Here is a 13735-nt window from a genome sequence, read left to right as displayed (position 1 = left end):
AAATTAAGCGTATTTTTCACACATGAGATGGTGACTTCAGTAGATGTTTACATTGATTGTCGTCATCTTTTTGAAAATGTTATTGAATAGAGGCTCTTTTGCCCAATTCTACTACCCTTAAATTTTGAGGTTTTCCATCTTTTATGGTCAATTTTATTAAAGTTCTCATTTGATGAAAACCGTGACGACCGGCTGCCCCTGGATTAATATGAATTAAATTTCGAGTTTTATCAGGAATTACTTTAAGAATATGAGAATGCCCACAGATAAAAAGATCAGGATTGATTTCATCCAAACGTCTTTTTAATTTGGGTGTATATCTTGGCGGATAACCACCAATGTGTATCATATATATTTTTACACCTTCTATTGTAAAGATTTGTTCTTCGGGAAATTCAATTCTTGCTTTACCATTATCAATATTTCCATAAACTACTCGAAGAGGAGCCAAGACTTTTAAAGCGTCTGTCACCTGTTCATCACCTATATCTCCAGCGTGCCATATTTCATCACAATCCTTAAGGTGTTCTATAATTCGATCATCTATATAGCTATGTGTGTCAGATATAATTCCAATCTCCATTATTCAATTGATTAGTAATAAATGTAAATAAGTATAACTTAAAAAACTATTCGAACGTTCAGTTAAATGAAAATAAAATCAGAAAATCATTTAAACTTAAGATACTATGAAAAATATAATCAGAAACATCGTGTTGTTAGTGACTTTATTGTTTGCGGTATCTATTCAGGCACAAGATACATCATCTAACAACAAGGCATTAACTAAAAAAGAAATTAGAGCTCAAAAAAGAGCCGAACGTTTAAAAGCCAAAGAAGAAAAAAGAAAACAAGCTGAGGCGTACGAGCAAATTTTACATGCTCAAGCGGTCACTGGAATCGATAGTATGGCTTTCGTATTAGAAGCGAATCAAGTATATGATCGTTATGGAAATATTGAAAATGTGAATGGTAATATCAATTTCGTTAGTGTAAATGGAGATAGAGCCGTATTCCAATTAGGTTTCGACGGTGTAGTTGGACTTAATGGAGTGGGAGGCATAACAATGGAAGGTAAGATTTCCGATTACGAAGTGAAAGAAGAAAAGAATGGTCGTAGAACAGTCACTTTTAATGTGATGGGACCTGTAATGTTAGCAAGAATGCAGTTTAGTATAGACGGCAGTGGAAATTATGCGAATGTAAAGGTAAATGCTCAAACTGAAAACATTGAGCTATCGTTTAGAGGGGTAGTAAAACCATCTCAAGTATCTACAGTATACGAAGGTATGAAACTGTTTTAGATCAAGGTAAAAATATAAAGTGTAGTAGATGATGTAAAAAAACAAAGAGCGTACTCGATGAGGACGCTCTTTTTTATTGTTCACTTTTCATTTCATATTTATCTACGACAAAGATATGTATCAAAAACACTTATTATCATGATACGAATACTTATTTTAAGTGATTATCGTCATTGAATGTGTTAAAAATAAGAAGGTAATTTATATGTAAATAATACACTTGTACACTTGTAAAGTGTTGTAAATATGTGGTTTATAATTTTTATTCACCCTTAAATAGAGCCTATGTTATGAAACCTCTAGACGACCTTCGAGACCTTTTCATCCATCAGATGAAAGACCGCTATGATGCGGAAACCCAACAATTGGAAATTTATCACCAACTAAAAGGGAGAGTAAAATCTATTGCACTAAGCAGAGTGATAGAAATTTGTGAGCACAATGCAGAAAAGCATCTCAACTCTTTAAATGAATTATTTTTTGAAATTCACGAAAACGAAATAGGAGATATTTGTGAGTGTTCTTTGGGTATGATCAAAGAAATGCACAAAATGATAGAACATTCTACAAACTCCAACGTGTCTGATATGGCCATCGTTTCGACTATCAAACAGTTGCATGCTGCAGATGTTATTGGTTATCAATTAATTTTAAGTTACGCCCATCAGGTACATGATGAAACCATTATGGACAGATTGTATGAGATTCTAAAAAATGAACAAGACTTAGATGTCCTTCTAGACGAGACTATTTCACGACTTATCGAAAAAGAACAGGAATTGGTAAAAGTTTATGTTTAATTATTCTTTGGAATGTATCGATCTTGGGATTTTCTGGCTTCACTTTGTTTAACGGTAACAATGAAGGCGTCAGGAAATCCCTTTTTTCTTACCTTTTCTTTTACTTCTACTGCTTTCGATTTTGCATAGTACTTGCCAACAAGTACTTGATATTTGTAAGGATTTGTAGAGTTTTCGTCATAAAATAGATAGACAGCCTCACCAAGGTTGGTGAATTCCCTTTTATTGATATCCAATTTTCTATCGGATGACATAATTTGAATTCGGTAAAAGTGTAGCTCTTCTTCCTTATTATTTGATGGAGTAGAGGTAGTGTCTTTTGAAGCGACAACTGTTGAGTCTTTTTCAATTTTTTTAGGAGCCTCTACCTTTGGTTTTGGAGTGATTTTTTGAGGGACGGGTTTTTTAAATGTTTTAATAAAAGCGTCTTTAAAACCTCTCTTTTTTACTGTAGCCAAAAGTTTATCGATATATCTTTTTTCGTATTCTCTTCCAACATAAAGGGAATATTTACCATTTTCCTTCACTGCATCAATTTGCATGTTGAGTTTACGGTACTTTTTATAGGTTATTTCGTTTTTGTTAGGAGTGGTTCCTATTTGAACTCTATAATATGGATATCTTTTATCAGGTGCAGGCTTTACCTTTAGGTTTTCAAAATTACGAATACCTCTATATAATGCTGAGGCGATATAGGTCTGTCCTTTACCTGAGTTTAAAAAGATCTCTTCTTCAGAATTACTCATAAACCCACATTCTATTAAAACACCTGGCATTTCAGTATACTGTATGACTTGAAGATTGTGCCCTCTATCGTCATGATCAATAATTCCTCGACTTTTTCTACCAGTCTTTAGTAATTCCTTATTAATTGATGAAGCTAAACCATAAGTAGTAGGGAATGTCTTACTCTGTATATGTACTTGAGTGCCTTTGTAATTTCTGTCTTTAAGGGAATTGCAATGTATACTGATAAAATAATCAGCCTTGACCCTGTTGGCAAACTCAACACGTTCGTTTAGACTTATTGTTCGATCTGTTTTTCTAGTGTAGTAAATTTGAACGTTGCCTACTCTTTCTTCAAAGTATCCCCCCACACGTAAAGCAATATCTAAATTTAGGTCTGCTTCGTTCTTAAAATGTGATTTGGTATGTCTTTTAGGTTTGCCCACATCTTCACCACCATGACCAGGATCGATCACGATAACTACTTTTCTTTTAAAAGAAGATTCTTTGTGTTTATCAATTTGTCCATGTGAAGTAATAGTTGACAAAAAGATAATAAGTAAAGTATGAATAAAAGATATGTATTTGCCTTTATGAAACATATTTATAAAAAAATCATCAGTAGGTATTAATACAAATTAGAAAGATTCCCTACTTATTTACAAGTATTCGAAGATAGTTATTTATTTTAATTATGCCATTTAAATCAAATTAACGACATTTGCAGACATTGGACAAAGATCAACAAACAAATATATGTCAGATCACAAGGACGAAAGCGAAATGTCGTTTTTAGACCACCTAGAAGAATTAAGGTGGCATATCATGAGGGGAGTGGGTTCGGTTTTATTTTTTGCTATCCTAGCTTTCCTAAATAAAAAGTTTGTATTTACTGTTATTATTCTTGGTCCCTCACGTTTGGATTTTCCTACTTACCAGTGGTTATGTGAGTTATCAAATTATCTAAATACGGACGCATTGTGTATTCATAGTTTACCCTTTACTATTCAAAGTAGAACAATGACGGGGCAGTTTGCTATGCACATTATGTCGTCTGCTGTAATAGGTTTAATTTGTGCGTTTCCTTATACATTCTGGGAGATTTGGCGATTTATTAAACCAGGTTTATATAACAATGAAAAGTCAGCGACAACAGGAGCAACTTTCTTTGTAACGTTATTATTCGCAACAGGTGTATTGTTTGGTTATTACATCGTTTCGCCTTTGGCAGTGAACTTCTTGTCTAATTATCAAATAGACGAAAGTATTTTGAATGAATTTGACGTTACTTCTTATATCTCAACAATAGCCATGATTGTATTATCAGGTGGGGTGATGTTTCAATTACCAATGGTGGTCTATGTATTATCAAAATCCGATTTGATTACACCAGAAGGAATGAAGCAATATAGAAGACATGCAATTGTTGTTATTTTGATTATTTCTGCAATTATCACTCCTCCAGATCCAGTGACTCAGGTAATGATTGCCGGACCGATTTATATGCTTTATGAATTAAGTATTCATATTTGTGCTCGAGTGATTAAGAAGAACAGAAAAGAGGCAGAAAAGGCTTTAAGAAAAATATAATATAGAGGTATTCAATATGCTTTCTAGACCATAAAAAAAGGATCAGAGTTTTATCTGATCCTTTTTTTATTTAAGAAAAACTTAATCGTTTAAGTCTGTTCTTTCAGCAATTGATCTTCCTAAAGTAAGTTCATCGGCGTATTCTAACGCACCACCTACAGGAATACCTCTAGCTATATTTGTCATTTTTAATTCAGACATTGTTTCCAATTGTTGTCTGATAAAAAATGCGGTGGTATCTCCATCTAAACTTGCATTTAGGGCGAAAATCACCTCTTTTATATTTTCTTCATGTACTCTATCAATTAGATGTTCTATAGTTAAATCGTTAGGAGTAATCCCTTGTAATGGAGAAATTACACCATTAAGTACATGATATAAACCTTTAAAAGCACCGGTAGATTCTATAGCCAAAACATCAGACATGTTTTCTACAACACAAATAACAGATTCATCTCTGGAAGTAGATGAACAAATGTTGCAAAGATCATCGTCGGATATATTGTGACATTTCTGACAGAACTTTACATTTAACTTTAAAGAAGCAATAGAAGTAGCCAAATCTTTAGCATACAATTCATCTTCTTTTAAAATATATAAAGCCAATCGGAGTGCTGTTTTCTGACCAATTCCAGGTAAACTGCTTAGATGTTCAACAGCATCCTCTAGTGATTTTGAAGGTAGGTTTAACACAGTATTTTTATAATATTTCGGCAGAAATACCTCTATCCACCATTGATTTTCTCATTGGAGCCAATTCTTCGAAAGTACCGTTTTTAACAGCACATTTTCCGTTGTAATGGATAATCCAAGTACACTGTTCTGCCTGATGTGTGGTATGTTTACATACTTGAATCAGTGCGTCAATAACGTGTTCAAATGTATTTACATCATCGTTAAAGACTATAAGCTCGCGATTGAGTTCGGAATCGATTTCAGTTTCTTCTAAAACTTGAACGTCGGTATCGTGTTGAGTTGCTAACGTAATCATTGAAATAAGATTTGATAATGCAAATTTATTAATCGCAAAGTTAATTTTCTAATCACACTACTATAAAGAGGAATTGTTTTACTAGCTTGTGTAGTCAAAACATACTCATTTACAGAATTACACAATATATGAAAAATAAGGTACTTATCACAGGATCAAATGGTTTACTTGGTCAATCCTTATTGAAATTACTCAAAAATGACGAAAGTGTTAATATTTACGCTACAGGTAGGGGAGAGGACAGATTTTTAGAAAATGGCTATACTTATCATGATGTGGATCTAACGAATGGAGATGAAATACATCAATTAATTGCTGATGTTAAGCCCGATGTAATTATACATTCTGCAGCCATGTCTAGGGTAGAAGATTGTGAAGATTATCCTGATTTAGCTGTTAAAGTCAATACAGAAGCTACAGATATTTTATCTGATGCTGCAATTCAGAATAATGTACAGCACTTCTTATTCATATCAACAGATTTTGTGTTTAGTGGTGATCAAGGTATGTACAAAGAAGAGGATGAAAGAAATCCTCCAAATTTTTATGGACAAACTAAACTTAGAGCCGAGAACTTGTTATTTGATAAAACTGATCAATTAAAAATATCTATCATAAGAACGTGTTTAGTGTATGGTCAGGTAAAAGATATGAGTCGATCTAACATTATGCTTTGGGGAAGGAAAATGTTATCTGAAGGTATGGAAATTAAAGTGGTCAATGACCAAATAAGAACCCCCACTTTTGTAGATGATTTAGCACAAGGAGTAATTCAGTGTTTTAAGACAAGGTCAGAAGGTGTTTATCATTTGTCTGGTGCAGAGGTATTTACCCCCTACAAAATGGTAGAGATAATGGCTGATGAATATAAGCTGGATAAAAAGTTAATGACGGCAGTGAATGCTTCAACCTTTAAAGAACATGGAAAAAGACCTTTAAAAACGGGTTTTATTATTGATAAAGCTAAACAAGGGTTTAATTATCAGACCACCACTTTTATTGAAGCAATGAAAAAGGTCTTAAGTTGAGAAGAACAGAAATATTTTTCGTATAACTTAGTTTTTACACAATAAAAACTATTTTTTATTGTTAATAAATAGAGTATTATCATATATTTGCTAAGCTAATTACTTTCAATAAGTGAACTATTACTATCTATTTTTTTACGGTAATCATTCTTATTGTGTGCAATTTGGCATAAAAGATGTATGTTATCCTAATGGTGGTTTACCCACTTTTTAGACTATTTTGAAATTTACTCTTCTCTCTTAGGAGGAACGAAATATAAACTTTCGGTTTTAATGGGATTTAAAAACTGTTTTAAAGCTGTTTTATTGTTGTTGTTCTTTTCATTTGCTTATTCTGAAGTTTCAGCTCAAGGATTGAAAGGCAGGGCACGATTTACAGCCAAGAAAAGATATTGGAGTTATGGTGGTACTTTAACCTCTACTAACTACATGGGTGATTTAGCACCTGTGAACTCCAAAGGTAGTATTGATTGGGGTAGTACACGTGCTCAATGGGGTGGTTTTATCCAAAAAAGGTATGCTCCTAGAATTTCTGCAAGATTATCTTTGAGTAATATGTTTTTTGCAGGTAGTGATAAGGATGCAGGATTGAATCCGGATAGAGGGCTATCTTTTAATACTTGGGGATTTAATTTAAACTTGCAAGGTGTCATTGATTTATTTCCAAATGCTGGGGTATACTACAGACGTCCAAAAGTTCCAATTCCATATGTAGCCTTAGGTCTTGGAGCAATTTATTCAAACTACACAGTTAGTCAAGATGCTTCAGCTGATTATGTCGGTGTGAAAATCACTGACGAGATGAAGCAAGGTGATGTTTTTACTTATAATGTCCCACTATCATTAGGTGTACGTTATAAATTATCAACTCACTTGGATATTGGCTTAGAAGGAACATTAAACTTTACAGGTTCTGATAAGATTGACGGTATCGATAACAGTATCAACGGAAGTACATTTAAAGAATTTAATGATGTTTACATGACTATTGGATTTAATCTAGCCTACATCATGGGTGGTACGATTAAAATGCCTAAGTTCCGTTAACATTTGCGATATGAATAAAAAAGTCCGCTGGTTAAAACTTGCGGACTTTTTTTGTATTTTTAAACTTGAAATAGAAAATACATGAAGATTACTTTTTTGAAAAATACGATACTAACCCTACTTCTTTTTATATCCGCTACTACTTATTCTTTAGCACAAGATTGGATTGTTGGTGGAGGCGTAGGTTTAGCAGCATACGCAGGTGATGTATCTCCTTTACCTCATCCTTTAGATTATAGAGTAGGAGTTAAAGGTTTCGCTAAATATAAAATAAACAACTTCTTTCACTGGAGAACAGATCTACATGTAGCATGGAATACCGGAAGCGATAGTCGATGGGATAAACAGTTACATAAGACAAGACAAGCAAGTTTTGAAAATGTAATGATTAATGCTGCAACAGGGTTTGAATATAACTTCTTAGGGTTTAGACAGAAAAAGAATAAACGAGATAGCTTTACGCCTTACTTTTTTATGGAGTTAGGGGCAGGTGTCTTTCCAATTATTCAAACGACCACAACAAACCCTCCAAGCTTGCCGTGGGCAGTAACACTTCCTTTTGGTGTAGGGTTTAAGAAGAGGATATCTACTCATTGGGATTTTGGAATGGAGTTAAGTATTACTAAACCATTATGGTCGGATACAACAGATACTATTTATAGAGATGAAGATCCAAATGTACCTATCAACGAACGTTTGACCTTTCCAACTTGGAGAGATAATTATTACTTCTTAGGTTTTACTTGGAGTTACAATATCATTAATGTCAACTGTCCGAAGTCTCCTAGATTGAACTAAGTTGAATTAAAATATAAGAGACAAAAAAATAGCTACTCATTTAATGAGTAGCTATTTTTTTATGATATAAACACCATAACTGGTGAATAAATTACGTGATTAGTCGTTGCTTCCGAAGAACCAACCTAAACTCAATAACCATTGAGATGACTTAATAGAAGGAGCACCAGTTTGCTCAGTAATTAAATCTGAACCACCTTCGTATTTAACATCGATAGTCAACTTCTTGATGTCAACACCAACACCTGCTTGGTAACCCCATACAAAGTTTTCTACTTTGATGTCGTTGCTAATATCACTGAAGTTATCAGATAATGTTGTTTGAGCAACACCACCACCATAAACACGACCATTAATGCCTAAAAGACCGAATTTCAAACCAACTAAAAGAGGAATATCTAAACGATTAACAGTGATATCGTTAGAAAAACTACCTTGTGGATTTAAAGGATCATTAAAGTTTACAGTACCTCCAACTTGAGAGTAAAGTGCTTCAGCTTGAACATAAATTGGCAAAACAGGAATGTTTGTTCTAAACATTGCACCTACGTGCCAAGATGCTTTCTGGTCTGTAGATAGAGTATTACCTAAGTTATCACCTAGTTTGTAGTCTGAAAGACCCATACCACCTTTCACACCCAAGCTAAATAGACCTGATTGAGCATTTGCAGCGGCACCAATTAAAAGTAAACCGCAGATAATAGCTAAAAATTTTTTCATAATTAATAAAAAAAATTGATTGAGATAATTGTTCAATACTAAGACAATCTAAAGCATCAGAATGTCAATTTTACAAAGATTAATTGAATAGTTGGGGGTTTTACTTTGAAGCCCCTAAACTACATTCTATCTTGCAATACATTAAATAACAAAAATTTAACCAATCGTAAAGATGAAGCGTTGTATTAAATCATTTATTGTTGTAACTGCCGTATTATCAGTGTACTTGTTGCCTAATGAATTGTTTGCATGGGGTCAAACTGGACATAGAGCTGTGGCAGAAGTAGCAGAACATCATTTAAATAAGAAGGCAAAAAAGGCCATTGAAGAAATTTTAGGCGATTCTGCTTATTTACCTATTGTAAGTACTTGGATGGACGATATCAAATCGGATAAGAAATATGCATTTATGTCGCCATGGCATTACTTTAATATCGATAAAGGTCAGAAATTTGAGGATGTAGAAAGAAATCCAAAAGGTGATATTCTAAAGGGAATTGATGACATGACTAAGGTGTTAGAAGATGAAAACTCTACTAAAACACAAAAAGCTCGTGCCATTAAGATTTTAACGCACTTAATAGGTGATCTTCACCAGCCTTTCCATGTTGGGCATAAAAGTGATTTAGGGGGAAATAAAGTGAAAGTGACTTGGTTTGGTAAGCCTTCAAATATCCATAGAGTATGGGATTCTGATATGATTGGATCTAAGGGTTTAAGTTACACTGAGTTAGCAAAATTCTGTGATACTGCCACAAAAGAAGAAGTTGCTAAATTACAATCTGCTACTCCTAAAGATATGATGTTTGAATCACATGAATTGTGTACAAAATTCTATCAAGAAGTAGGAGAGGGAAAATTAGGCTACCGTTATATTTATGATAATTACCATGTTGTAGAGCGTCGAATTATGGAAGCTGGTGTTCGATTGGCAGGGATCTTAAATAAAGCTTTAGGTTAATCAAATACATATAATTACCTTTGAGCGCATGTTTTGAGCCACACTCAGAACATGCGTTTATTTTTTATCTGAGTACATCAATTATCTCAGTGATTACATGACAATTCAAACACCTTCCAAAGTATATACCTTAAATTTCTGGTTACTGTGTACAAGTTCATTATTGTTCTTTACCAGTTTTAATATGATCATCCCAGAATTACCTGATTATTTAACTTCTCTAGGAGGGGAAGAATATAAAGGGTTGATTATCGCTCTTTTTACAATAACAGCAGGTATTTCGAGACCTTTTTCAGGGAAACTAACGGATCGAGTGGGGAGAGTACCCGTCATGTTTGTAGGAGTTATAGTAAGTTGTGTATGTACATTGTTCTATCCAATTGTTGGGACTGCATTTGGCTTTTTAGTGATTCGCTTTTTACATGGTTTTTCTACAGGGTTTAAACCAACAGGAACCTCTGCTTTTCTAGCAGACATTGTACCTGTTGATAGAAGAGGAGAAGCATTGGGTGTATTGGGTTTTTTCTCTAGTACTGGAATTGGGATAGGACCTTACTTTGGTTCACTTATCGCATTACATCTAGGGCTCGATACCATGTTTTACATCTCTTCTGCTGTATCTCTTTTATCCATTTTAATTTTGATGCGTCTTAAAGAAACTTTACCTCAGCCGGAGAAAGTAAAAGTAGAACACTTTATTATTAAAAAAGATGAAATTATAGATAAGTCGGCAATTCCTCCTTCTGTAGTCATGATTCTCTGCACTACAGCCTATGGAGTTATTCTAACATTGATACCTGATCTAAGTAAGCACTTACAGATAGAAAATAAAGGAGCATTTTTTCTATATTTCACAGGAGCTTCTATGTTAGTTAGAATATCAGCGGGTAAATTATCTGATAAATACAGTAGGGTCACCGTATTAAAGTATTCTACTATGATTTTAACAGTGGCACTTATAGGAATTGGTTTTGCTTCAAATGCTTTCGAATTATTTGCCGCAGCTATTTTATTAGGTATTGGAATTGGTACAAATTCGCCATCAGTGTATGCATGGACAATAGATAGATCGTCTCCTGAACATCGAGGGAGAGCAATAGCTACAATGTATATAGCTTTGGAAATTGGTATAGGTGTTGGAGCATTCTTATCTGCAGAAATTTATAATAATAATGTAGCACAAATAGGATGGGCATTTTTAGCATCAGCAGGTGCTTGCTTTTTGGCTTTTCTATATGTGATGCTTTTTAAATTCAATAAATAAAAAATGAAATTTGATTATATCTTCTCCGATTGTGATGGAGTGATTATAGATAGCGAAATTATTGCTGCAAAAGTAATGGTTAAGTATATCAAAGAGTTTGGGGTAGAAATTGATTTGGAAACGTATTTAAAAACGTGTTCAGGTAAAACTTTTTCAGGTATTATGACGGAGTTATCCCAAAAACATCAATTACCATTAAAAGAAAATTTCGTACAAGAAATTACCGATTTGTATATGGCCTCTGCTTCCAAATACGAAAAAGCGATTGACGGAGTAAAAGAGGCTTTTAATGCCATCCAATTACCAAAAGCCATTATATCCAATGGTTATAAAGAACAAATCAATCATTCTGTCGATTTTTGTCAGTTGCGAGATCAATTCGAAGACAGAGTATTTTCTGGGGTTGAAGATGTTGAGCACCCAAAACCGTCTCCCGATATTTACCTGCATGCAGCTAAACAGATAGGAGTAGATCCAAGTAAAGTTATAGTGATTGAAGATAGTAAGAGTGGGGCAAAGGCAGCTGTGGACGCAGGTATGTATGTAATTGGTTTTACAGGAGCATCTCACATTCTGGAGGGGCATGATCAAATTTTATATTCTATGGGTGTTAAACATGTAATTAGTAAAATGTCTGAACTGCCCCTGCTAATTGATGAAATTCTAAATTAATACGTCTTTTTAGCATTTTCATTTACAGTAATATGTGATAAATGACGGATATCGTTGGCTTGAATAATTCTAAATTTTTTATTCGAATAAGCCAAGTGATATAAAGCCAAATTTGAATGCTCGTATTGATCCATATCCATTAATGGTTCTTCCATTAATGTTGAAACCAATATTTTCATAGCTCTACCGTGAGTACAGATTAAAATATTATTTTCATCTTGATTGGATAGGATATAATGCATTGCCAAACGTTGTCTTTGAGAAACCTCGTGAGGCGATTCGGCACCTTCTAATTTATAATTATAATTGCCGCTGTTCCATTCGCTTAATAATTTTTCGTGGTTTAAATCGTCTTGAGGAGTCAAAGGTCTTCCTTCTTTTTCTCCCCAACTAATTTCGTTTAATCCAGATAATTGTTCGAAAGGAATATTTAAATTTATAAATGGCTGAACACTTTGCAGAGTTCTTTTTAATGAAGAAGTATAAATTTTATCAAAGGCGATATTTTTGTACTTGTTAAAGAAAGCAATTGACTGTTCGATTCCTGTTTCATTTAAATTAGAATCGACACTGTTTCCTTGGACATAACCTTTTTTATTAAAATCAGTTTCTCCATGCCTGATAATATATATGTGTTTCGTAGTCATAATTTTTTTGGTTCGTTAAATATAAAATCATCTGGTTAATGATTTAAAGGTGAAACAATTGTAAAATTGTAGTTAATAGTAACTACACTACTATTTTACGTAAAAACAGACGTTTTAGTATAAAAAATTAAATAGAGCATGTATGTTTAACAACAAAGTTACAATAAAATCTCTTAATAAACTTAGAAACAATATGGTAGGCCATGTTGGAATTGAATTTTTGGAAGCATCTGAAGGATTTATCAAAGGCGTTATGCCGGTGGATGATAGAACTAAACAGCCTTTTGGATTATTACATGGTGGTGCCTCAGTTGTTTTGGCAGAAACACTGTGTAGTGTTGGGGCAATGTTACACATTGATGCAGAAAATCAAGTAGCAGTTGGACAAGAAATTAACGCCAATCATATTAAAAGTGCAAAAGAAGGAGTGGTCTATGGAGAAGCAAGGGCTATTCATTTAGGAAAGAATACACATGTTTGGGAAACAAAAATTATTGATGAGGCCGATAACCTAATTTGCATTTCCAGAATGACTGTAGCCATTATTCCCAAGAAAAATAAGGGGTAGTACATGATTTTTTTAAGTTGATGTAATTTTTTAATTGATTTTAAATCTTCATTTTTGAACTATGTAAGCACATCAACATGTTTTTGAGGTTAAATTAATTTTTTATTATGGGTAAAAATAAGTGGATATTTATTCTTTTAGGATTCATTTCTTTAGGTATTATAGCAATCTTATCGGGTGTTTTTGTTGATATTGAAATAAATGAAAGAGCACACGATTCGTTTGTGATAAAAGGATACGAATATGAAGGTGATATCAGTAAAAAAGCTTTTATGCATTTGTATGATTCTATTTCTAATCAAAAATCAAATGGTACTTTAGAAGGAAATCTTGCTGTATTATTTTTTACGCACCCTAATGAAATCAAAAAAGCAAAAGTAATAGTTGGTGTGATAGGCAATCATTCTGTTCAAGATTCCTTATTTTCAACTTATGAACAAAAAGCATTTAAAGAGGTGTATTCAGTAATTAATTTAGGAGAATTATTTACGCCCAACCCTTCTAATGTTGTAGATGCAATAGATCTTTACACAAAAGAGAAAAATTTAAAAGGAAATAAATATCTTGAGTATTATTCCAAAGAAACACAGGTGATACAATCTGTGATAATTGAATAAAA

General features: G+C 33.3%; 17 protein-coding genes. 11 read left to right on the top strand and 6 right to left on the bottom strand.

Annotation, left to right across the window (positions count from 1 at the left end; all coding sequences use genetic code 11):
* Positions 1–79 precede the first annotated feature (79 nt).
* Positions 80–583 (bottom strand): metallophosphoesterase family protein, encoded by a 504-nt coding sequence (locus tag KMW28_RS15710; protein ID WP_169662660.1) that lies wholly within the window; start codon positions 581–583, stop codon positions 80–82.
* Between the two features lie 106 nt (positions 584–689).
* Here KMW28_RS15710 and KMW28_RS15705 point away from each other — a divergent pair, with 106 nt between their 5' ends.
* Together KMW28_RS15705 and KMW28_RS15700 are read left to right on the top strand one after the other, a co-directional pair.
* Entirely contained in the window at positions 690–1304 is a 615-nt protein-coding gene (locus KMW28_RS15705) for a DUF4251 domain-containing protein (RefSeq protein ID WP_084005716.1), read from the top strand.
* A gap of 290 nt (positions 1305–1594) precedes the next feature.
* Positions 1595–2104, top strand: a complete 510-nt coding sequence (locus KMW28_RS15700; protein ID WP_066204828.1) for a YciE/YciF ferroxidase family protein — start codon at positions 1595–1597, stop codon at positions 2102–2104.
* Here KMW28_RS15700 and KMW28_RS15695 read toward each other — a convergent pair.
* A complete protein-coding gene (locus KMW28_RS15695; RefSeq protein ID WP_169662659.1) occupies positions 2101–3378 on the bottom strand; it encodes an N-acetylmuramoyl-L-alanine amidase in 1278 nt (425 codons plus the stop codon). The two genes, KMW28_RS15700 and KMW28_RS15695, sit on opposite strands and share 4 nt — an antisense overlap.
* 208 nt (positions 3379–3586) lie before the next feature.
* On the opposite strand from KMW28_RS15695, the gene tatC reads away from it, so the two are divergent.
* On the top strand, positions 3587–4420 hold the full coding sequence (tatC, locus tag KMW28_RS15690; RefSeq protein ID WP_169662658.1) for a twin-arginine translocase subunit TatC: 834 nt from the start codon (positions 3587–3589) through the stop codon (positions 4418–4420).
* Between the two features lie 81 nt (positions 4421–4501).
* Here tatC and recR read toward each other — a convergent pair whose 3' ends face one another.
* On the bottom strand, positions 4502–5113 hold the full coding sequence (gene recR, locus KMW28_RS15685; RefSeq protein WP_066204836.1) for a recombination mediator RecR: 612 nt from the start codon (positions 5111–5113) through the stop codon (positions 4502–4504).
* Positions 5114–5120: 7 nt separating this feature from the next.
* Complete coding sequence (locus KMW28_RS15680) at positions 5121–5411, bottom strand: ATP-dependent Clp protease adaptor ClpS (protein WP_066204838.1); 291 nt, start codon at positions 5409–5411, stop codon at positions 5121–5123.
* Between the two features lie 128 nt (positions 5412–5539).
* Here KMW28_RS15680 and KMW28_RS15675 point away from each other — a divergent pair, with 128 nt between their 5' ends.
* The 3 genes from KMW28_RS15675 to KMW28_RS15665 all read left to right on the top strand — a co-directional run bounded on the left by KMW28_RS15675 (position 5540) and on the right by KMW28_RS15665 (position 8284).
* Positions 5540–6439 (top strand): SDR family oxidoreductase, encoded by a 900-nt coding sequence (locus tag KMW28_RS15675; protein ID WP_169662657.1) that lies wholly within the window; start codon positions 5540–5542, stop codon positions 6437–6439.
* Positions 6440–6712: 273 nt separating this feature from the next.
* Positions 6713–7486 carry a DUF6089 family protein gene (locus KMW28_RS15670; RefSeq protein WP_066204842.1) on the top strand — a complete coding sequence of 258 codons (774 nt, stop codon included), beginning with the start codon at positions 6713–6715 and terminating at the stop codon, positions 7484–7486.
* A gap of 81 nt (positions 7487–7567) precedes the next feature.
* On the top strand, positions 7568–8284 hold the full coding sequence (locus KMW28_RS15665) for a DUF6089 family protein (protein ID WP_066204844.1): 717 nt from the start codon (positions 7568–7570) through the stop codon (positions 8282–8284).
* A 99-nt stretch (positions 8285–8383) separates the two neighbouring features.
* On the opposite strand, the gene KMW28_RS15660 is transcribed toward KMW28_RS15665, so the two are convergent.
* Positions 8384–9004, bottom strand: a complete 621-nt coding sequence (locus KMW28_RS15660; RefSeq protein ID WP_066204845.1) for a porin family protein — start codon at positions 9002–9004, stop codon at positions 8384–8386.
* Between the two features lie 172 nt (positions 9005–9176).
* On the opposite strand from KMW28_RS15660, the gene KMW28_RS15655 reads away from it, so the two are divergent.
* The 3 genes from KMW28_RS15655 (at position 9177) to KMW28_RS15645 (ending at position 11901) form a co-directional block, all read left to right on the top strand.
* Positions 9177–9965: a S1/P1 nuclease gene (locus tag KMW28_RS15655; RefSeq protein ID WP_169662656.1), complete on the top strand. Its 789-nt coding sequence runs from the start codon at positions 9177–9179 to the stop codon at positions 9963–9965.
* Positions 9966–10062: 97 nt separating this feature from the next.
* The gene (locus KMW28_RS15650; RefSeq protein WP_169662655.1) at positions 10063–11229 is read left to right on the top strand and encodes an MFS transporter; all 1167 of its coding nucleotides are present in this window, start codon (positions 10063–10065) and stop codon (positions 11227–11229) included.
* Positions 11230–11232: 3 nt separating this feature from the next.
* Positions 11233–11901, top strand: coding sequence for an HAD family hydrolase (locus KMW28_RS15645; RefSeq protein WP_169662654.1), 669 nt, complete (start codon positions 11233–11235; stop codon positions 11899–11901).
* Here the strand turns inward: KMW28_RS15645 and KMW28_RS15640 are convergent.
* Positions 11898–12548 carry a histidine phosphatase family protein gene (locus KMW28_RS15640; RefSeq protein WP_169662653.1) on the bottom strand — a complete coding sequence of 217 codons (651 nt, stop codon included), beginning with the start codon at positions 12546–12548 and terminating at the stop codon, positions 11898–11900. The two genes, KMW28_RS15645 and KMW28_RS15640, sit on opposite strands and share 4 nt — an antisense overlap.
* Positions 12549–12741: 193 nt before the next feature.
* On the opposite strand from KMW28_RS15640, the gene KMW28_RS15635 reads away from it, so the two are divergent.
* On the top strand, positions 12742–13116 hold the full coding sequence (locus KMW28_RS15635) for a hotdog fold thioesterase (RefSeq protein ID WP_240972514.1): 375 nt from the start codon (positions 12742–12744) through the stop codon (positions 13114–13116).
* Positions 13117–13223: 107 nt separating this feature from the next.
* Positions 13224–13733 (top strand): hypothetical protein, encoded by a 510-nt coding sequence (locus tag KMW28_RS15630; RefSeq protein ID WP_066204858.1) that lies wholly within the window; start codon positions 13224–13226, stop codon positions 13731–13733.
* Positions 13734–13735 lie beyond the last annotated feature (2 nt).

Source organism: Flammeovirga yaeyamensis, assembly GCF_018736045.1.
GTDB lineage: Bacteria > Bacteroidota > Bacteroidia > Cytophagales > Flammeovirgaceae > Flammeovirga > Flammeovirga yaeyamensis.
The sequence above is the reverse complement of the archived record's forward strand: the minus strand, read 5'-3'. Positions and strand labels throughout refer to the sequence as shown.